Here is a 19,709-nt window from a genome sequence, read left to right as displayed (position 1 = left end):
CGCGTCCTACAATCCTGCCTGCGCGAGCCCTGCATCGACCGCCGCACGGCTGGCCTCGCTCGGCCATGTCATTGGCAGCCGCAGACCAGCGGGGAAGCCCGACCGCACCTTCGTCATCGCGTACTTCACCGGCCCGGGCGACGCGTCGGTGAACAGCGCGGTGTGCAGCGCGAACAGCTGATCATGAAGTGCGAGCGCCTCGGGGCCGGTCCCGGCCGCCTGAAATGCGGCGCACAGCTTCGGCGCAACATTCGCGGTCACCGAGATGCAGCCGACGCCGCCCACCGCGTTGTAGGATAGGGCCAAATCGTCATTGCCCGACAGCTGGCAGAACCCCTCGCCCAGCGCGGCGCGGTGCTGCGACACGCGCTGCAACACGCCCGAGGCATCCTTCACCGCGACGAACACCTTGGGGAAGGCCGCGACGATGCGGATCAGCGTCTCGGGCTGGATGTCGGTCACCGTGCGGCCCGGCACGTTATAGAGCACGATCGGCAGCGCGGCAGTCGGGGCGAGCGCGGCGAAATGCTGATAGATCCCGTCCTGAGACGGACGATTGTAATAGGGCGGCACCATCAGCGCAGCATCGGCCCCCGCCTCCTTCGCCGCAGCAATGTTCTCCGCCGCGACACGCGTATCGTTCGATCCAGCCCCCGCGATCACCGGCACGCGCCCACGCGCCTGATCGACGCACACTTTCACGATCGCGAAATGCTCGTCCTTGCTCAGTGTGGCGGCCTCACCGGTCGTGCCGCACGGCACCAGCGCCGAAGAACCTTCGGCGATCTGCCACTCGATAAGGTCGCGATAGGCTTGTTCGACGAACCGGCCATCGGTGTCGAACGGCGTGACGAGCGCCGGGATCGAACCGGAAAACATGGCGATGCTCCTGAAATCGGATAGAATGCGTTGATCTGTTCAGGACAGATACGGGTTGGCCGGCTACTCTGTCCACATGGTGACAGGTTTGAAATCAGGCGCATTGATCGGAATGGCATTGGGACTGGGCGGCGCGCTGCTCGTCGCACAGGATCAGGACGAGGCGGCGCGCACGCGCGCGGCCAATCTGATGGGGCAGCAACGACCGGCAAATGCGCCGACCTATAACGACAGCGGATCGATCGCGTCGGCGCTCGCGCAATGGCGGGCGGTGCAACAGACTGATGCGATGCCGTTCGACAGCTACGCCAGCTTTCTGCTGGCGCATCCCGGCTGGCCGAACGAAGCCGCGAACCGTCGTGCGGCCGAAAAGCAGGCCGGAAACGGCTATGCGGCGCCCGGAAACGTCGTCGCCTATTTCCGCCGCTTTCCGCCGCAGACCGCGACCGGCGGCATCGCCTTCGCGCGCGCGCTGCAGGCGAGCGGCGCTACGGGTGAGGCGAACGAAGCCGCACGGACTGCTTGGCGGCGCGGCGCCTTGTCGTCCACCGACGAGGCGGCATTGCTCGGCGGCTTTGCCGGCGCGCTGCGCCCTGACGATCACGACGCACGCATGGACGCGCTGCTGTGGCAGGGTTCGACCAGCATTGCCGCGCGGCAGATCGCCTATGTTTCGCCGTCGCGCCGTATACTCTTCGAGGCGCGGCTGGCGTTTCGCAGCGGCGCGCAGACCGCTTCGGCACTCGCAGCGGCGAACGATGGCGCCGGTGCGTCGGACGCCGGCTATGTCGCCGATAAGGCGACGTGGCTGCGCAACAGCGGCGCATCCCCCAGCGCACGGTCGTGGCTCGCGCGCACCCGCTCATCAGGCATGGCGCGGCCGGGCAACGTCGAGGAGTTCTACGAGGTCCTGCTGACGAACGCGCGCGGCGCGTCGGCGGACGGGCAACATCAGATCGCCTACGACATCGCGCGGCAGGTCGACGATGCCTATCCGCCAGGCACCGACGTATCGAAGAAGCCGTATGGCGAGCGCGACGATTACACGAGCCTCGTGTGGCTCGCGGGGCAGACCGCGATGAAGCAGCTCGGCCGCCCCGCGGATGCGATGACGATGTTCGATCGCTACGGTCGCGGCAGCCAATCGCCGCAGACGCGGGCGAAGGGCTTCTATTGGGCCGGTCGCGCCGCCGAGGCCGCGGGCCGGTCGGCGGATGCCACCGCTTTCTTGAACACCGCGGCGGGTTATCGCGATCAGTTCTACGGCCATCTCGCGCTCGAGCACCTACGTCGCCCGTTGGTTGCTCCGCCCGCGCTCGGCCAGCGGACGATTGATCCGGCGACGCGCCAGGCGTTCTACGCGCGCGAGATCGTCCGCGCGGCGCAGTTCCTCGGCTCGATCGGGCAGTATCAGGATCAGTCTGCTTTCGTGAAGCAGATCTCCGCGACGGTTTCGAGCGACGCCGATCACTTCCTTGCCGACGAGCTGTCACGGTCGATCAATCGACCCGACCTTGCCGTGATGGTCGGGCGAATGGCGATGCAGAATGGGCTGACCGACTACAGCGCGATCGCCTTCCCAACGGTTCCAGTGCCGTCGGGCTATACGGACCAATGGACGATGATCCATGCGATCTCGCGGCAGGAAAGCCAGTTCGACCGCGCTGCGATCTCGTCCGCTGGCGCGCGCGGGCTGATGCAGCTGATGCCGGGCACCGCGCGTGAGCAGGCGGGCAAGATCGGGTTGCCGTACGACACCGGACGGCTGATCAGCGATACGAGCTACAATGCGCAGCTTGGTTCAAGCTATTTCCAGCGCGTGTTCGGCAGCTACGGCAGCTATCCGCTGGCGATTGCGGCCTATAATGCGGGGCCGGGCAACGTGAACAAATGGCTTCGCGTCAACGGCGATCCGCGCACGGGCGCCATCGACATGGTCGATTGGGTCGAGGCGATCCCGTTTACCGAGACCCGCAACTATGTGCAGCGCGTATTGGAAAATGCGGTGGTCTACGACCTGATGAACCCGCAGCGCGCCAAGAGCCGCGGTCCGGCAAATCTGAGCTGGTATCTGGGGCGTAACCGCGCGGGCTGATCGTTCCCCGGCGAAGGCCGGGGCCCAGTAGCCACTGGTCCGATGCTGGACCCCGGCCTTCGCAGGGGTACATGGAGAAATGGACCGCCCAAATTACATCACCCCCGCCGGCTATGCCGCGTTACGCGCCGAATACGAACAGCTCTTCGCCACCGAACGCCCCGCGCTCGTCGAAACGATCGCGTGGGCGGCGGGCAACGGCGATCGGTCGGAGAACGGCGACTATATCTACGGCCGAAAGCGCCTGCGCGAGATCGACCGCCGGCTCGGTTTCCTCTCGAAACGCATGAAGGCCGCCAAGGTCGTCGATCCGGCACAGGCGCCCGATCGCAGCCGGGTCTACTTCGGCGCGATCGTCACCATCGCCGACGAGGACGATAACCAGCGCCACCTGACGCTCGTCGGCGACGACGAGACCGACGCGGGCGGCGGCCGCATCGGCTGGAATGCGCCGCTCGCCCGCGCCTTGCGCGGCGCCACGGTCGGCGATGTCCGCCGCGTCACGCTGCCCGCAGGCGAGAAGGAATATGAAGTGATCGCGATCGCTTATCCGGACCACTGATTGACGTGTGACAGTCGAGCGGCGATGGCTTCGACATGGCAAGTGACGACACCCCCACCCTCAACGTCGCGCTGCTGATCGACGCGGACAATGCCAGCTGGCACGCGATCGATCCGGTGCTGACCGTCCTCGCCGAGCTCGGCAGCGTCAACGTTCGCCGGGTCTACGGCAACTGGACCAAGCCCGGCCTCAAGGGCTGGCAGGACATGACGATAAAGCACGGCATAGAGCCACAGCAGCAGTTCGACCTGACGAAGGGCAAGAACGCAACCGACATGAAGATGACGATCGACGCGATGGACCTGCTGTTCCGCGGCCGCGTCCAGGGCTTCGGGATCATGTCGTCGGACAGCGATTTCATGCCGCTCGCGACGCGCATCCGGCAGGATGGCCTGCCTGTGTACGGCTTCGGCAACGGCAATACGCCCGAGGGGTTTCGCACCGCCTGCACGCGCTTCATCGACGTCAACGCCTTGATCGAAACGACGACGAAGCCGAAGCGGGTGAAGAGCGTCGAAGTCCCGATCGATCAGTCGGTCCCGCCCCCGATCGGGCAGGTGGTCGTCGCTTCGAAAGCGAGTACCAACAAGGTCGATGACCCGGAACTGCTCGATCTGCTGTTTGATGCGTATGAATCGTTGAAGCCCGACGTGAAGGGCTTCGTCAGCCTTTCCGCCCTGGGGCAGCGCGCGGCAAACCGGTCCAGCTTCGACGTACGCAATTATGGCTACAAGCGGCTGTCCGACTTGGTCAACGCGATCCCGGCAATCGATATCGATCGGCGTGAGAACCAAGTGTTCGTCCGCTGGAAGGACTGAAATGAAGCATCTGTCATTCGCATTGCCGCTGTTGGCGTTGGTCGCGGCGCCCGCGCTGGCGCAGAAGACTGACCCTGCCAGATTGTCCGAGATGACGAAGGTGCTGGCATCGGACGAATTCGGCGGCCGCTCGCCGGGCACCGAGGGCGAGAAGAAGACGATTGCCTGGGCGATCGAACGCTTCAAGGCGCTTGGGCTTCAGCCCGGCGGCCCCGATGGCCAATGGACGCAAGCCGTCCCGCTGATCCACACCCGGCTTGGGGATGGTCCGGTAACGTTCGGGGCGACGCCGCTCCGGCAAGGCACCGACGTGTCGATGACGACAGTGCGCGCTGCGCCTCAGGTGGCGATCGCGGACGCGCCGTTGGTATTCGTCGGCTATGGCGTCAGCGCGCCGGAAGCGAAGTGGGACGATTTCAAAGGGCTGGATCTCGAGGGCAAGGTCGCGGTCTTCCTCGTCAATGATCCCGACTTCGAGGCTGCAGCCGGCGATGACGCCAAGGGCCGCTTCGGCGACCGGCGGATGACCTATTACGGCCGCTGGACGTACAAGTACGAGGAAGCCGCACGACGCGGCGCGATCGGCGCGTTGATCGTCCACGATACCGATGGCGCGGGTTATCCCTGGTCGACCGCCAACGCTTCGAATGGCGAGAATTACGACATCGTTCGCGATGCGAGCGATCCCCGCATTGCCTTGCAGGGCTGGCTGTCAGGCGAAGCGGCGACGCGACTGTTCGCCGCAGAAGGCCTCGATCTCGCCGCGCTGCGCATCAAGGCACGCTCCGCAGCTTTCGCCCCCGTCGCGCTCAAGGCACGGTTCTCGGCGAAGCTGCCGGTTACGGTCGAGCGGATCGAGAGCGCCAACGTGCTCGCCAAGATCCCCGGCCGGACCAAGCCCGACGAGACGGTGCAGTTCGCCGCGCATTGGGACGCGTATGGCGAAGGCCCACCCGACGCGCAGGGCAAGACGATCCGGCCCGGCGCGAACGACGACGCACTCGGCGTTGCCGGCGTGCTGGAACTCGCCCGCCTGTTCAAGGCCGCGCCACAGCCCGATCGCACTCTCGTCTTCGCGCTGTGGACCGCGGAAGAGCGCGGCCTGCTCGGCTCCGAATGGTATGCGACGCATCCCGTCGATCCGCTTGAAAAAACCGCCGCGAACCTGACGCTCGATATCCTGCAGACGGCCGGTGAGGCCAAGGACGTCATCCTGGTCGGCGCCGGCCAATCCTCGCTCGAGGATCTGCTGGGCGACGCAGTGCGCGCACAAAGCCGGGCGATCACCCCCGAAACTGCCAGCGAGCGCGGGCTCTTCTATCGCGCGGATCACTTCTCGGTCGTCCGCCGTGGCGTCCCGTCGCTGCAACTTATGGCGCTTGGCGGCGCAAGCGACATGCGTACGGGCGGCCGCGAGGCCGGGCAGAAGTGGCTGGATGCCTACATGGCCTGCTACCACAAGACCTGCGACGCATGGGATGCGAGATGGAACTTCACCGGCGTCGCGCAAGATGTCGACCTGTTCCATTCGATGGGGCAGCGGCTGGCGAAGTCGGGTGTCTGGCCGACATGGCGACCGGCGTCGGAGTTTCTCGCGATTCGCGCCAAGTCTGCGGCGGCGCGCAACTAGACCTTCTCGCGCATGAGCCATACGGTGAAGGCGGTCCGCTTGGCGACGGACGGCCTCTAACCGCCCGTCGCTAACCAGATCAGCGCGTCAGCTTCTTGTAGGCAAGGCGCGTCGGACGGTCGGCCGCATCTCCCAGACGACGCCGCTTGTCCTCTTCATACGAGTCGAAGTTCCCCTCGAACCACTCGACATGACTATCGCCCTCGAACGCCAGAATATGTGTGCACAGCCGATCGAGAAAGAAGCGGTCATGGCTGATCACCACCGCGCAGCCTGCGAACGTCTCCAGCGCCTCTTCCAGCGCGCGCAGCGTCTCGACGTCGAGATCGTTCGTCGGCTCGTCGAGCAGCAGGACGTTGCCGCCCTCCTTCAGCATCTTGGCCATGTGGACGCGATTGCGCTCACCGCCCGATAGCTGGCCGACCTTCTTCTGCTGGTCTGGACCACGGAAGTTGAACGCGCCGACATAGGCGCGCGTCCCCATCTCCTGCTTACCGAAGCGGAACACCTCCAGCTCGTCGGAGATTTCCTGCCAGACGTTCTTGTTCGGATCGAGATCGTCGCGGCTTTGATCGACATAGCCGAGCTTCACCGTCGAGCCGACCTCGATCGTGCCAGCGTCCGGCACTTCCTGCCCCGTGATCAGCTTGAACAGCGTCGACTTGCCCGCGCCGTTCGGCCCGATCACGCCGACGATGCCGCCCGGTGGCAGCATGAAATCCAGGTTTTCGAACAGCAATTTGTCGCCGTACGACTTGGTCAGGCCCTTCGCCTCGATTACCTTGCCGCCAAGACGCGTCGGCAGCTGGATCAGGATCGCGGCCTTGCCGGCGACGCGGTTCTCCTGCTTTTCCATCAGCTCGTCGAACGCGCGGATACGCGCCTTCGACTTCGTCTGGCGGCCCTTGGGGGTCTGCCGCATCCAGGCCAACTCATCGGCGATCGCCTTCTGCTTGCCGGCCTCTTCGCGCTCTTCCTGGCTCAGGCGCTGCGCCTTCTTCTCCAGATAGCCCGAATAGTTGGATTCGTAGGTGTAATAGCGCCCGCGATCGAGCTCGAGCACCCAGTTCACGACATTGTCGAGAAAGTAGCGGTCATGCGTGACGAGGATCACGTTGCCGGCATATTCCTTCAGGAAGTTCTCGAGCCACGCGACGCTTTCGGCGTCGAGGTGGTTGGTCGGCTCGTCGAGCAGCAGGATATCGGGCTTCTCGAGCAGCAACCGGACGAGCGCCACGCGACGCTTCTCGCCGCCCGACAGGTTCGTGACCGCGCTGTCCGACGGCGGGCAGCGCATCGCTTCCATTGCCTGTTCGAGCTGCGAATCGAGGCTCCAGCCGTCCGCCGCGTCGATCTTCTCCTGAAGGACGCCCATCTCCTCCATCAACGCGTCGAAATCGGTATCATCCTGCGGATCACCCATCTCGGCCGAGATCGCATTGAATCGCTCGACCATCGCCGCGATTGGCCCGGCACCCAGGCGCACGTTCTCGATCACCGTCTTGTCGGGGTCGAGCTGTGGCTCCTGCGGCAGATAGCCGACCTTGATGCCCTCCGCGGCCCAGGCCTCTCCCTGAAACTCGGTATCGATCCCGCCCATGATCTTCATGAGCGTCGACTTGCCCGATCCGTTCGGGCCGATGATCGCGATCTTCGCGCCCGGCACGAACTGCAGGTGGATGTTGTTGAGCACTGGCTTGTTGGCGCCCGGGAAGGTCTTGGTCAGACCCTTCATGACGTAGGTATACTGGACGGCCATGGGTCGTTGCGTTCCGTAACTGGAATGACTGGGGATTACGTCGGCGCATGTAATGGCGCGGTGAGCCGTTGGCAAACCGCCCGCGTGGACTTACGCCCCCCGCCATGATCCATCGCCTCACCCTCGCCGCCCTCCTCCTCACCAGCACCGCGCCAGCGCTCGCGCAGCCGGCCGCCCCCGCCCCTGTTGATCCCCGCGTCGCCACGCTGCGCGACGCGGCGCTGCGCGACGATGTCGCCTATGACATCGTCGAAGGCATGACGACCGAAGTCGGCCAGCGCCTCGCCGGCACTGAGGCGGAGGCGCGCGCCCGCACCTGGAGCGCCGCCAAGCTGAAGGCGCTCGGCTTCAAGAACGTGCGGATCGAGACGTACCGCATGCCCGTCTGGGTCCGCGGTGAGGAACGCGGCGAGATCGTAGCCCCCTTCCCGCAGAAGCTGCAGTTGACCGCGCTCGGCAACTCCGGCGCGACACCCGCCGCCGGGATCGAAGCCGAGGTCGTGGTCTTCCCGACGTACGGCGATCTGGTGGCGGCGCCCGCGGGCAGCCTCGCGGGCAAGATCGCCTATGTCGGCAATGCGATGATGAAGACGCAGGACGGCTCGAGCTACGGTCAGGAAGGCATCGCGCGGCGCGCCGGGCCAGCCGTCGCCGCTGGCAAGGGAGCGGTCGCCATCGTGATCCGCTCGATCGGCACCGACACGCATCGCTTGCCCCACACCGGCAGCACGAACTTTCCGGCAGGTGCCGCGCCGATCCCGGCCGCCGCGCTTTCCGTGCCCGATGGCAAGCTGGTCGAAGCCATGGCGACGCGCGGCAAACCGATCCGCATGAAGCTGCTGCTGACGCCGCGGCAAGTCGGCGAACAGGAATCGGGCAACGTCATCGCCGAAGTGCCGGGCACTGATCCCGATGCCGGCGTGGTGCTGATCGGTGGTCACCTCGATAGCTGGGATCTCGCGACCGGCGCTATCGACGACGCGAGCGGCGTCGCGATCACCGCCGCGGCAGCCAAGCGCATCCTCGATAGCGGCAAGCGCCCGCGCCGCACGATCCGCGTCGTCTGGTTCGGCGCCGAGGAAGTCGGCGGCTTTGGCGGACGGGACTATGCCGCGCGCCATGGCAGCGAACGCCACGCGATCGCGGCGGAGAGCGATTTCGGCGCCGATCGCGTGTGGCGCTTCGAGACGACGCTGCCCGATACGGCCAAGGCGGTGAGCGACCGGCTCGCCTCGGCGCTTGCTCCGCTCGGCATCGTGCGCGGCGCGGGCAATGCCGGCGACGGGTCGGATATCGCGCCGACGATTGCGCTGGGTGTGGCCGGTGTCGACCTCAACCAGTCCGGCCTCGATTATTTTGATACGCATCACACGCCCGACGACACGCTCGACCGCGTCGACCCCGAAAAGCTGCGCCAGAATGTCGCCGCCTGGACGGCGATGCTGGCGATCGTGGCCGACGCGCCGGAAGAAATCGGGCCAGTCGTGCGCCCGGCGCGCTAGATCGGCTCGTCGCGAACCTTGCTGCCAGATGAATTTGGCGATTGACCCACCAGAATGGTGCGGTATTGCCGTGGCTCGCGACGGCAACAGGGTCGGCCGCGGATGAATAATGCTTGGGAGCATTCGAATGAAGAAGATCGTTCTGATCGCTGCTGCCGCTGGCCTGATGTCTGTGGCTGCTTGCTCGAAGTCGCCAGAGGCCGCCGCGGTTGAGAACAACGCCGACATGATGGCGGACAACATGGAAATGATGTCCGACAACCTCGAGGACATGGCCGACACCACGACCAACTCGATGGCGGCTGAGGCTCTCGAGAATGCTTCCGACAACATGGAAGATGCTGCCTCGAACGTGCGTGACGCGGGCGAGGAAGCTGCAGACAACATGCAGTAATAGGCTACGGGCCGTGCGGCCCGTTGCTTATTGTCATGATCAGGGCGCTCCCGCATCGCGGGGGCGCCTTTTTCATTTGGTGCTGTCGGAGTATGCTCATGATGGGCATTGCCGCATCCCGGCGCACCGCTTAGTCAGCTTCGGCACGCGGGGGGCCTGTAGCTCAACTGGTTAGAGCTGGCCGCTCATAACGGCTAGGTTGCGGGTTCAAGTCCTGCCGGGCCCACCGCGTGTTGATCGCTTGCACGTAGCCTCGCAAACGCCTAGGCGGACCTCAGCGTCGGGGAGTGGCGCAGCCCGGTAGCGCGCCTGCTTTGGGAGCAGGATGTCGCAGGTTCGAATCCTGTCTCCCCGACCACCTTCTTCAGATCAGGTCAGCGCGCGCGATCCGCAGCGTCGAGCACTTCGCCCAGCGTCGCTGGCGCGAGGCCGAGCCGGTCCAGCAGGTCGAGCATCACATCCCACCAGCGATCGAAGCGCGCGCGATCGGCTGCGTTGCGGACATAGGGGGTGTGGCCGGGCACCAGGCTGGGGGAGTGGAAGGAAAAGCTGAGCAGGCGGCTCCCCTCCCCGATCGCGACGCGCACCGCTTCGCATGCTTCCTCGATCGGCACGCCCTCGGGCGTCAGCGGCACGCGCGATAGCAACCCGCTTCGCGCCAGCAGGCCAGCTCCATGCGGCACGCGTGCAACGAGACGGTGCAGCCGTGGCCCCCGTGCCCGCATCAGGCCAGTGAAGACCGTCGTCAGCGGTAGTTCGATCAGATCGCTCCCTGCGATTCGGAAAGCCGCGGGGTCGATTAGTCGGAAATCAGGGCCGCCCTGCACGCCATAGTCGTGGTGCGCGCGCATCGAGGTGTCGAGGCGATACCCCCGCGCTGCGAGGTGACCGAGCGTCGACGGGCCGAGGCCATAGCGCCCGGCGCGGAAGGCGCGCGGGGCTGCGCCGAACGCGGAGGTGATCGCGCTGGTCAGCTGATCGAGCTTCGCGGCCTCCAGCGCCGGCGGCAAATTGCCCGCGAAGGAAAGCAGCGGCGACGGCTGTTCGTCATACGGCGGGTTCACCCAGGGATGGAGCTGCGCGCCGATCGACGACCGGCCATCCGCCATCAGCTCGCGCAACACATCGACCGCGGCTTGCTCGCTGACGACCGGGTAGTCGCAAAGATAACACGGTCCGATGCCGCGCTCGGCGAACCGCTGGTGCATCTCAGGCAGCGCGGCGATCGCGCCGACCGACCGTTCCTCACGCGAGAAAGGCGCCGACCAGTCGAACTCTTCCTCAGTATCAACGAAGACGATGAAGCGCCGGCCGAAATCCGCCGGCCATCGGATCAGGTCAGCCGATGATGGCGGCGGCACGCGCCAGCGATGCGAGCCGCTCGGCGCCACGGTCAGTTGGTCGACGCCTGTCCCATCTGCGCGACCGAAGCGGCGGGCAGCGCGAGTGTCAAGCGATCCGGGCCGATCGCCAACTCGCCGCCAAGCTCCGTGGCCAGATTGCCGACCAGGCGCAACGCAAAGCCGGTGCCGAGCAGCGGCGCGCCCGGCAGATCGGCCTCGCGCTCGGCATCCAGGTTGAGCAACGCCGTCTCGCTAACACCAGCCAGCGCGCGCGGCCGCGTGACGGTGACGAGCACGTTGCGGCGCATGTCGCGCAAGGCGGAAACGACGATCGCCTCATCCGGCTGGCTGGCCGACACGATCGTCGCCAGCAACCGCGCGAACAGTCGCTCGGCCGCACGATCATCGCAGGCGAAGCCAAGCGACGGGTCGATATTGGGTGCGGCGATTGTGCTACGGCGGATGCCGGCAAGCGTCTGAAGTTCGGCGACGACACGATCGAGCAGCGGTGTGACCGGCACGATCCCGGGCCGCAGCTCAAGCGCGTCACCCTCGATCCGCGCGGCAAGGTCGAGATCCTCGATCGCCGCCACGAGATCCGCCGCGATCGCGCGGATCGCCGCGGCCCGCTCGCGATAGGCCGGTGCGACAGGACCGAGCAGCTGCGCCTCGATCAGTTCCGAGAAGCCGGAAATGGCGTTGGTTGGGGTGCGCAACTCATGGACCAGCCGCCGTAGCCCCTCCGAGCCGCCCTTCCCGATCCCGCGCACCGCGCTCTCGTCGGACCGCGGCCGGCGTGCCCCGCCGCGATAGCCGATGAAGCGGCCGGTCGTCGGATCGAAGAGCGGGACGGCCGAAATGCGCCATTCGCCCGCCACCGCGGAATTGCCGCCGACGGTGAGCCGCGCATCGTCGAAGCCCGAGCGCCGCGTGAACGCACCTGTGACCACGCCGTCCACGTGCGCCGCCGAGGTGTCGGTCGCCTTCGCGAGGCTCAACCCGACGAGCGCGCCGCGCGGCGCCGCATCCGACCAGCGGATCATGCCATCGGCGGCGGTCTCGAAACGGAAGCTGTCGATCGGACGCGCGGGCGCTGTGCTGGCCGATGGCGTTCCGCGGTCGCGCTGGAAGGTTGCGATCCGGTCGACCAGCGCTGCAATCTCGAACCCGGCAGGTCCGCGCGGCGGCGGCGCAGCGGCCGCAGCCCGGCGCGCGGCGGCCACGACAGGCAGCGCGTCCGTAATCACGCCGACCGCGGTGAAGGGGCTTGGCCCGACGGGCGGCGGCACCGGGCGGTCGACCAACGGCGGCGCATCATAACCGAGCGTGAAATCGGTCGACCCGAAGCTCTCGAGCGCGCGCACCACGACAGGGTCGAGATCGTCACGCCGGCGCAGCGTTGCCCGCCCGACGGGCGACAGTCGCGGCAGCAGCGCAACCCACTCCTCCGCAGCCAAGCGCGCCCCGCGCAAAGCGGCCGACGCGATCGCCGGCTCGTCCTGCGCGAACAGCTCGATCAGGGCACCCGGCGGCCGGCCGAGCGCCAACCCACGCGCGACGGTTGCGCGCACTTCCGCCGGCACCTGATCGCGCAGATCGCGCAACCGCGTCAGCGTTTCGTCATCGGCGACCGCGCGGCCGCGCGTCAGCAAGTCGGTCAATTGGCGGAACATCGCTTGCGCGCCGAAAACCGTCGAAGAATCTGCAGCCAATACGGTCTTGAGGCTATCGTCGAACCGCACGTATCGCCCCACTCACCCGCGGCGAACCGCTCGCTGCATATCCGTCCTTAACCGGCGGAGCGGCCATCGGAAACAGCGCTTTTGGCGCCCGGTCGCATAGTGGGACAATTGCGTTCGTGCGCAACTATCCTATGATCATGCGCACATTGTTGATCACGAAGATGCGTGCGAGCGGGGTTGAATGGGGCTTGATCGGATCGATCGTCGGATCCTGGCATTGCTGCAGGACGATGGGCGGATGACGAACGTCGATCTCGCCGAGCGGGTCGGGCTCACCGCGCCGCCGTGCCTGCGGCGGGTGCGCTCGCTGGAGCAGGCGGGGGTGATCCGTGGCTACCACGCCGAATGTGACGCGGCGTCGCTCGGCTATCCGATCACGGTGTTCGCGATGGTCAGCCTACGCAGCCAGGCCGAGCATGATCTCGCCACGTTCGAGCGCCACGTCGCCGAAATACCCGAAGTGCGCGAATGCCACATGCTGAACGGCGAGATCGACTTCATCCTGAAGATCGTCGCCGCCGACCTGGAAAGCTTCCAGCGCATCCTGACGACTCACCTGACCGCCGCGCCCAACGTGGCGAGCGTCAAATCGTCACTGACAATCCGCACGGCCAAGTCTTCTCCCGGCGTGCCGATCGAAGCCGGGGCGGAATAGCCGCACAAAAGAAAAGGGGCGGCACTAGCCGCCCCTTCCCGTTGATCACCGAACGCGCTCAGGCGGTTGGCGGGCTATCCAGATACAGCGTCCACATCGACGCGATATCAGTGCGCGGTGCGGTCTTCACCAGCGCGAACGCCGCCTTGGCACCGGCCTTGTCGCCCGACTTCGCCAAGGCAATGCCCATCCGCGTGTTGACGGTATCGGCATCGACCCCGCCCTTCTCGAGCGCCACGCGATACAGCTCGATCGCCTTGGCGTAATTGTCCATCCCGAGATACGCATCACCGGTATTGGCGGCAATGCGGCCGTTGGCGCCCGCCTTTGCCTTCGCCTCAACCGGCGTCAGCGAACCTTCGGTTGCGATGCCCTGGTTGGCAACCCGCAACAGATCGTTCGCCGATGCGCTGCTCGCCGGGATCTTGCCGTTGGCCTTGCCTTCGGTAAGCACAGCCTTCGTCTCGTACGGCAGACCCATGTCATAGGTCCACTGCGCATAATTTTCATAGTCATACTGGTCGGCAAGCGACTTGCTTGCGCGCATCAGACGATAGAGATCGACCTTCTGCGCCTTGTCCAATGCCACTGCGCTCGACGGCAGCATGCCATACGTCACGATCCCGTCGCGCCAGCTCTTGGCGTTCGGATAAGCCGCCATGTAGCGCTTGATCCAGGCCGTCGTCTGCGGCCCCATCTTCTTCTGGTTCGTCTTGGCGATGACGTAGCGGTACAGATCCTCCGAGGGCTTCTGTCCGGCCGCAGTCTGCGCGTCGATCGACTTCTCGAGCTCGGCGGCGCCGCCGGCGACATCACCCGAGTCCATCTTCAGCTTGACCAGCTGCAGCGGCAGGTTCGGATCATTGTAACCAAGCTGCTGCGCGCGCTGGAAAAACGCGATCGCGCCCGCCGAGTCCTTGACGTTCGCGGCCATGATCCCGCGCTGGTAATTATATTTCGCGATATCGACCGCCGGCGTCTTCGGATTGGCGATCAGCGCATCGAGCGGCGCCTTCAGTCCGTCCTCGTTGATCGGCTGGTTCGCGGCGCGCGCGTCCGAAATCTTGGTTGCTTCCATCTGCAGCTGCAGCGCGGCGACAATGTAGCGGTCGTCATCGCTCTTGGCGGCGGCTTGCGCGGTCGCAAGCTGCGTGGTGGCGGTCGCAAAGTCCTTGGCGCCGATGGCGGTCTGCGCGGCAGAGGCCGGCCCCTGAACTTCCTTGCTGAGCTTGAGCGCTGCTGCGCCCGTCGCCGCTTCCTTCTTCTTCTGCGCGACCGCAGGAGCCGACACGGCGACGCCTGCAACACCGGCCATCAAAGACGCCGCGATCGCGACGCGGGATAAACTCTTCATCGAATTTGCTCTCCTTAAAGGCATTAACACTTGATGTAACGCTTAGTGCCCTTGTCCGCCGCCATCAAGGAAGCGCGCTGAACGGACATTGAACGAGCGTCGCGGCCGGGGTAGCCGGTGGGCATGAAGGCAGTGATCATTGGGGCGTCGGGCGGCATCGGCAAAGCGTTGGCGGACGCGCTGGAGGAGGAAGGCGGCAGCGTGCGGCGCCTGTCGCGGCCCGAGCTCGATCTGGCCGACGAAGCCTCGATCGCCGCCGCGGCAAGCAGCATCGACGCGCCTGAACTGGTAATCGTCGCAACCGGACTGCTGCACGACGGCGAACGCGGCCCGGAAAAGGCGCTGCGCGATCTCGATCCGGCGTGGCTTGCCCGACAATATGCCGTCAACGCGATCGGCCCGGCGCTTGTCGCAAAGCACTTCCTACCGCTGATGCCGCGCTCCGGCCGATCAGTGTTCGCGGTTCTATCGGCGCGCGTCGGCAGCATCTCGGACAATCGCCTGGGTGGCTGGTACGGCTATCGCGCGTCGAAGGCCGCGCTCAACCAGTTCGTCCGCAGCCTTGCGATCGAAGACAAGCGCCGCAACGAACGCGGCATCGTCGTCGCGCTCCACCCCGGCACGGTCGACACGAAGCTGAGCCAGCCGTTCCAGCAATCGGGCCGCGACCTGTTCAAGCCTGATCGGGCGGCCGTGCAATTGCTCGACGTGATCGACGAGCTAAAACCGCAGGATAGCGGCAAATTGTTCGCGTGGGACGGGACGGAAATCGCGCCGTAGCGGCACGGGTCGATCACCGAACGGCGAACACTCCGCCAGCCACAGAATAGGCCGGCGCCGTCGCAGTCTCCGCCACCGACGCGCCGAACGCGACGCCGATCTCCACCGCCTGTGGACCGAAGAAGCGGCCGCTGATCGATCCGGTCACGGTGCGGTCGGGGCTGGTTAGAGCCGCGACGAAATTGCCGGTAGCGGGATCGATCGGCGCCGAGGCCGCGATCGTGCCGAGGTACACATCCGCGCCTGTGCTCGGGGTGCCGATCAGCCGGATCGACAGGGTCACGCGTCGCGCTGGCGGGTCACCGGCGATCGTAATCTCGCTGCGACCAAGCGAATAGGCGCGCACGCCCGCCCCCTCGCGCACCTGCGCCGTCGCAAGCAGAACGCTTCGGCGGAAGTCCACCGCGGTCGCGGTGGCAAGGTCATCGACGAGCGTCGGTATGCCGAGGGCACATTGATATTGCCGGGTGACGCCCTGGACTGGCCCGGACACCCGCCCGAGCCGAACATATTCCAGTCCCTTGTCGCCGAACGTCGGTCGCGTGATCGAGAAGCTGTAAGCGTCCGTGCCGAGCGTCTTTGCCAGCGCCACCTCCACCGGATCGGCCAGCGGCTGCGCATCACGACCGTCGAAGCCCACGGCCAGCGCGCCGCCGATCGCCCATACCTGCGGCGTCAGTACGAAGCGGAACGAGAGCCCTTGGCCAAATGGCGTCGCCGGCAAAACAGCGGGTGGCTGGCCTTGCAGGGCAAAGCCGCTGCAGGCGCTGGGCAAGGTGATGCCGGTGCCCATCCGCAAGATGTAAATGTCCGAAAACGTCAGGTAACCGGCGGATGTCGGCGTGGGGGTTGGCGTCGGCGACGGGGTCGGACTGGGTGTCGGGGACGGGCTTGGCGTGGGCGTAGGGCTCGGCGCCGGACTAGGGGCTGGTGCGGGCGCGACAGCGTTCGGTGGCGAAGAACCGGAAGAATCGTCGCCGCATCCGCCGATGGCCAACATTGACGCAAGCGCTATCACCTGCCGGTTCATCCGCCATCCCCCTGCGCGAGCGTCGCCCAGCACGACGGAACGACACTTTTGTTGCGCGCGTATGAAAGCTCTGTCGGAGGGCGTTAGTCGCAGCGCCACGAGACACCGCCATCGCCGCCTGTCCTACGCCCCGCCTCGTGCGGTACACTCCAGATCATGCCCACACCCAGCCCATTCGCGAATGTTGAGGCTCGTTGGAGAAATACGCGCGATCGCCTCAACTTCCTCAACATTCGCGGCGATGCAGCATGATCGCGCACGCCGCCAATAGCGCGCTTAGCAAGCCGCGTGACCCGCGCGCCCGCGTACGCATGCGTGACAATTCCGTTGCGGTCTTCTAAACCGTGACGGCAGCAATCCCTGAACCGAAAGTGACGTTTTGACCGACGAGACCATCCTCGCCGACCCATCGGACATTGCCCCGATCTCGATCGTCGAGGAGATGAAGACCAGCTACCTCGATTACGCGATGAGCGTGATCGTCGCGCGTGCGTTGCCCGATGTTCGCGACGGGCTGAAGCCGGTGCATCGCCGCATCCTGTATTCGGCGAACGAGAGCGGCTTCACGTACAACCGGCCGTATCGCAAGTCCGCCCGCATCGTCGGCGACGTGATCGGTAAGTACCATCCGCACGGCGACACCTCGATCTACGACGCCTTGGCGCGCATGACGCAGGATTGGGCGATGCGCGCGCCGCTGATCGACGGCCAGGGCAACTTCGGCTCGATGGATCCCGATCCGCCCGCCGCGATGCGTTATACCGAAGCGCGGCTGGCGCGGATTGCCGATTACCTGCTCGACGATCTCGACAAGGACACGGTCGATTTCCAGCCGAACTACGACGGCTCCGAAAGCGAGCCGCAGGTTCTCCCGGCGCGCTTCCCCAACCTGCTCGTCAACGGCGCCGGCGGCATCGCAGTCGGCATGGCGACCAATATCCCGCCGCATAACCTCGGCGAAGTGATCGACGCTTGCCTCGCGTACCTCGATAATGGCGCGATCACGACCGAAGAGCTGATGGCGATCGTGCCGGGGCCGGATTTCCCGACCGGCGCGATCATCCTCGGCCGCTCCGGCGCCCGGTCCGCGTACGAAACCGGGCGCGGCTCGATCATCGTTCGCTCGCGCTACAAGATCGAGGAAGGTCGCGGCGAGCGTCGTTCGATCGTGCTCACCGAAATTCCGTTCCAGCAGGGCAAGAACGCGCTGGTCGAGAAGATCGCTGAGGCCGCGAAGGACAAGCGGATCGAGGGCATCGGCGATGTCCGCGACGAATCGAACCGCGACGGCGTGCGCGTGGTCATCGAGCTGAAGCGCGACGCCACGACCGAGGTAGTGCTCAACCAGCTCTGGCGGCACACCCCGGCGCAGGGCAGCTTCCCCGCCAACATGCTCGCGATCCGCGGCGGCCGGCCCGAGTTGCTGCCGCTGCGTGATATCATTGCCGCCTTCGTCCAGTTCCGCGAGATCGTCATCACGCGGCGCGCGAAGTTCGAGCTCGCCAAGGCGCGCGACCGGGCGCACATCTTGCTCGGCCTCGTCATCGCGGTGACGAACCTCGACGAGGTGGTGAAGATCATCCGCGGTTCGTCTTCGCCCGCAGAAGCCCGCGCCAAGTTGATGGCGCGCGAATGGCCGATCGCGGAGATCGCCGCGTACATCGCGCTCGTTGAGGCGGTCGAGGCCGAGATCACTGGCGACACCTACCGCCTGTCCGAAATCCAGGTCCGCGCGATCCTCGATCTGCGCCTTCACCGCCTCACCGCGCTTGGCCGCGACGAAATCGGCGGCGAGCTCAAGACCCTCGCCGATTCGATCGCCGAACTGCTCGCGATCCTCGCCGACCGGGTGAAGCTCTACGCGGTGATGCGCGACGAGTTCACCGAGATCCGCGCGCTCTTCGCCACGCCGCGCCGCACCGAGATCGCCGCCGCCGCCGACGGGATCGAGGATGAGGATCTGATCGAGCGTGAGGACATGGTCGTCACCGTCACCATGCAGGGCTACATCAAACGCACCCCGCTCGAGACGTTTCGTGCGCAGGCGCGCGGCGGCAAGGGCCGCAGCGGGATGGCGACGAAGGACGAGGATGCCGTCACCAGCCTGTTCGTCACCTCGACGCACACGCCGGTGCTGTTCTTCTCCACACTCGGCAAAGTCTATCGCATGAAGGTGTGGCGCCTGCCCGAGGGCGGCGCCAACACCCGCGGGCGGCCGATGGTCAATCTGCTGCCGTTGCAGGCGGGCGAGACGATCTCGACCGTGCTCCCGCTGCCGGAGGATGAGGCGGAGTGGGGCAAGCTCCACGTCATGTTCGCGACCGTGAAGGGCAATGTCCGGCGCAATTCGATGGACGCGTTCACCAACGTGCCGTCGAACGGCAAGATCGCGATGAAGTTCGAAGGCGAGGATGCCGACGATCGGCTGATCGGCGTCGCGCTGCTGGAGGAAGAGGACGACGTCCTGCTCGCAACACGGCAGGGCAAGGCGATTCGCTTCGCCGGCGATGAGGTGCGGGCGTTCCAGAGCCGCAACTCGACCGGTGTTCGCGGGATGCGGCTGGCGGCGGGCGACGAGGTGATCTCGCTGTCGATCCTGCACCGGGTCGGGGCGACGCCTGAGGAGCGCGAGGATTATGTCCGCTTCGCGCCATGGAAGGCGGAGCGCGAGGGTGAGCGCTCGATCGATCTCCAGCGGTTCGAGCATCTCCGCGCCAACGAGCAGTTCATCCTGACGATCTGCGCCAACGGCTACGGCAAATTGTCGTCCGCGTATGAGTATCGCCGCACGGGTCGTGGCGGCCAAGGCATCACCAACATCGACAACATCGCCCGTAACGGTCCGGTCGTCGCGAGCTTCGCGGCAAGCCGCAACGATCATCTGATGTTGGTGACCGATCAGGCGAAGCTGATCCGCATGCCGCTCGATTCGCTGCGCGTGATCGGCCGGAATTCGGCCGGCGTGCGGCTGTTCAATGTTGGCGACGCTGAGCATGTCGTCGGCTGTGCACGCATCGACGAGGAACCCGAGCCGGAGAACGCCGCCGAGGAAGCCGTCGCGGCCGCACTGACGCCGCCGGAGATCGCACCCGATGACGGCGGCACGATCGGCGATGATGCCGCCGCAGGGCCGGAGGACGGCCAGTGAGCCGCCCGACGACGGCGT

Annotated in this window: 15 protein-coding genes and 2 tRNA genes; 11 read left to right on the top strand and 6 right to left on the bottom strand. The window is 66.0% G+C overall.

Annotated features, from left to right (window positions below; genetic code table 11):
* Positions 1–6 precede the first annotated feature (6 nt).
* Complete coding sequence (gene dapA, locus LLW23_RS16570; protein ID WP_228946592.1) at positions 7–879, bottom strand: 4-hydroxy-tetrahydrodipicolinate synthase; 873 nt, start codon at positions 877–879, stop codon at positions 7–9.
* 112 nt (positions 880–991) lie between these two features.
* On the opposite strand from dapA, the gene LLW23_RS16565 reads away from it, so the two are divergent.
* The 4 genes from LLW23_RS16565 (at position 992) to LLW23_RS16550 (ending at position 5,984) form a co-directional block, all read left to right on the top strand.
* Positions 992–2,974, top strand: coding sequence for a lytic transglycosylase domain-containing protein (locus LLW23_RS16565; RefSeq protein ID WP_228946591.1), 1,983 nt, complete (start codon positions 992–994; stop codon positions 2,972–2,974).
* Positions 2,975–3,053: 79 nt separating this feature from the next.
* Positions 3,054–3,536: a transcription elongation factor GreB gene (greB, locus tag LLW23_RS16560; protein ID WP_228946590.1), complete on the top strand. Its 483-nt coding sequence runs from the start codon at positions 3,054–3,056 to the stop codon at positions 3,534–3,536.
* Between the two features lie 35 nt (positions 3,537–3,571).
* A complete protein-coding gene (locus LLW23_RS16555; protein WP_228946589.1) occupies positions 3,572–4,354 on the top strand; it encodes an NYN domain-containing protein in 783 nt (260 codons plus the stop codon).
* A gap of 1 nt (position 4,355) precedes the next feature.
* Positions 4,356–5,984 carry a M20/M25/M40 family metallo-hydrolase gene (locus tag LLW23_RS16550; protein ID WP_228946588.1) on the top strand — a complete coding sequence of 543 codons (1,629 nt, stop codon included), beginning with the start codon at positions 4,356–4,358 and terminating at the stop codon, positions 5,982–5,984.
* Between the two features lie 79 nt (positions 5,985–6,063).
* On the opposite strand, the gene ettA is transcribed toward LLW23_RS16550, so the two are convergent.
* Positions 6,064–7,743: an energy-dependent translational throttle protein EttA gene (gene ettA / locus LLW23_RS16545; RefSeq protein WP_228946586.1), complete on the bottom strand. Its 1,680-nt coding sequence runs from the start codon at positions 7,741–7,743 to the stop codon at positions 6,064–6,066.
* Between the two features lie 104 nt (positions 7,744–7,847).
* Here ettA and LLW23_RS16540 point away from each other — a divergent pair, with 104 nt between their 5' ends.
* The 4 genes from LLW23_RS16540 (at position 7,848) to LLW23_RS16525 (ending at position 9,997) form a co-directional block, all read left to right on the top strand.
* Positions 7,848–9,245, top strand: a complete 1,398-nt coding sequence (locus LLW23_RS16540; protein ID WP_228946585.1) for a M20/M25/M40 family metallo-hydrolase — start codon at positions 7,848–7,850, stop codon at positions 9,243–9,245.
* A gap of 127 nt (positions 9,246–9,372) precedes the next feature.
* Positions 9,373–9,639: a hypothetical protein gene (locus tag LLW23_RS16535; protein ID WP_228946583.1), complete on the top strand. Its 267-nt coding sequence runs from the start codon at positions 9,373–9,375 to the stop codon at positions 9,637–9,639.
* Positions 9,640–9,791: 152 nt separating this feature from the next.
* A tRNA-Ile gene (locus tag LLW23_RS16530) sits at positions 9,792–9,865 on the top strand.
* 55 nt (positions 9,866–9,920) lie between these two features.
* A tRNA-Pro gene (locus tag LLW23_RS16525) sits at positions 9,921–9,997 on the top strand.
* Positions 9,998–10,013: 16 nt separating this feature from the next.
* On the opposite strand, the gene LLW23_RS16520 is transcribed toward LLW23_RS16525, so the two are convergent.
* Complete coding sequence (locus LLW23_RS16520) at positions 10,014–11,030, bottom strand: polysaccharide deacetylase family protein (RefSeq protein ID WP_228946581.1); 1,017 nt, start codon at positions 11,028–11,030, stop codon at positions 10,014–10,016.
* Between the two features lie 2 nt (positions 11,031–11,032).
* On the bottom strand, positions 11,033–12,724 hold the full coding sequence (locus LLW23_RS16515) for a histidine kinase (RefSeq protein WP_228946580.1): 1,692 nt from the start codon (positions 12,722–12,724) through the stop codon (positions 11,033–11,035).
* A gap of 181 nt (positions 12,725–12,905) precedes the next feature.
* On the opposite strand from LLW23_RS16515, the gene LLW23_RS16510 reads away from it, so the two are divergent.
* On the top strand, positions 12,906–13,379 hold the full coding sequence (locus LLW23_RS16510; RefSeq protein WP_228946579.1) for an Lrp/AsnC family transcriptional regulator: 474 nt from the start codon (positions 12,906–12,908) through the stop codon (positions 13,377–13,379).
* Between the two features lie 58 nt (positions 13,380–13,437).
* On the opposite strand, the gene LLW23_RS16505 is transcribed toward LLW23_RS16510, so the two are convergent.
* The gene (locus LLW23_RS16505; RefSeq protein ID WP_228946577.1) at positions 13,438–14,733 is read right to left on the bottom strand and encodes a hypothetical protein; all 1,296 of its coding nucleotides are present in this window, start codon (positions 14,731–14,733) and stop codon (positions 13,438–13,440) included.
* Between the two features lie 123 nt (positions 14,734–14,856).
* On the opposite strand from LLW23_RS16505, the gene LLW23_RS16500 reads away from it, so the two are divergent.
* Entirely contained in the window at positions 14,857–15,513 is a 657-nt protein-coding gene (locus LLW23_RS16500) for an SDR family NAD(P)-dependent oxidoreductase (RefSeq protein ID WP_228946576.1), read from the top strand.
* A gap of 13 nt (positions 15,514–15,526) precedes the next feature.
* Here LLW23_RS16500 and LLW23_RS16495 read toward each other — a convergent pair whose 3' ends face one another.
* Complete coding sequence (locus tag LLW23_RS16495) at positions 15,527–16,306, bottom strand: hypothetical protein (RefSeq protein ID WP_228946574.1); 780 nt, start codon at positions 16,304–16,306, stop codon at positions 15,527–15,529.
* 616 nt (positions 16,307–16,922) lie between these two features.
* On the opposite strand from LLW23_RS16495, the gene gyrA reads away from it, so the two are divergent.
* On the top strand, positions 16,923–19,691 hold the full coding sequence (gene gyrA / locus LLW23_RS16490) for a DNA gyrase subunit A (RefSeq protein ID WP_228946573.1): 2,769 nt from the start codon (positions 16,923–16,925) through the stop codon (positions 19,689–19,691).
* Positions 19,692–19,709: the final 18 nt, after the last annotated feature.

It is taken from the genome of Sphingomonas radiodurans (assembly GCF_020866845.1).
GTDB lineage: Bacteria > Pseudomonadota > Alphaproteobacteria > Sphingomonadales > Sphingomonadaceae > Sphingomonas > Sphingomonas radiodurans.
This window is presented reverse-complemented; position numbering and strand designations above follow the sequence as displayed.

Coding starts and splice junctions, on each gene's coding strand:
- dapA (WP_228946592.1), bottom strand. CDS start 879: ATGTTTTCCGGTTCGATCCCGGCGCTCGTCACGCCGTTCGACACCGAT.
- LLW23_RS16565 (WP_228946591.1), top strand. CDS start 992: ATGGCATTGGGACTGGGCGGCGCGCTGCTCGTCGCACAGGATCAGGAC.
- greB (WP_228946590.1), top strand. CDS start 3,054: ATGGACCGCCCAAATTACATCACCCCCGCCGGCTATGCCGCGTTACGC.
- LLW23_RS16555 (WP_228946589.1), top strand. CDS start 3,572: ATGGCAAGTGACGACACCCCCACCCTCAACGTCGCGCTGCTGATCGAC.
- LLW23_RS16550 (WP_228946588.1), top strand. CDS start 4,356: ATGAAGCATCTGTCATTCGCATTGCCGCTGTTGGCGTTGGTCGCGGCG.
- ettA (WP_228946586.1), bottom strand. CDS start 7,743: ATGGCCGTCCAGTATACCTACGTCATGAAGGGTCTGACCAAGACCTTC.
- LLW23_RS16540 (WP_228946585.1), top strand. CDS start 7,848: ATGATCCATCGCCTCACCCTCGCCGCCCTCCTCCTCACCAGCACCGCG.
- LLW23_RS16535 (WP_228946583.1), top strand. CDS start 9,373: ATGAAGAAGATCGTTCTGATCGCTGCTGCCGCTGGCCTGATGTCTGTG.
- LLW23_RS16510 (WP_228946579.1), top strand. CDS start 12,906: ATGGGGCTTGATCGGATCGATCGTCGGATCCTGGCATTGCTGCAGGAC.
- LLW23_RS16505 (WP_228946577.1), bottom strand. CDS start 14,733: ATGAAGAGTTTATCCCGCGTCGCGATCGCGGCGTCTTTGATGGCCGGT.
- LLW23_RS16500 (WP_228946576.1), top strand. CDS start 14,857: ATGAAGGCAGTGATCATTGGGGCGTCGGGCGGCATCGGCAAAGCGTTG.
- LLW23_RS16495 (WP_228946574.1), bottom strand. CDS start 16,306: ATGGGCACCGGCATCACCTTGCCCAGCGCCTGCAGCGGCTTTGCCCTG.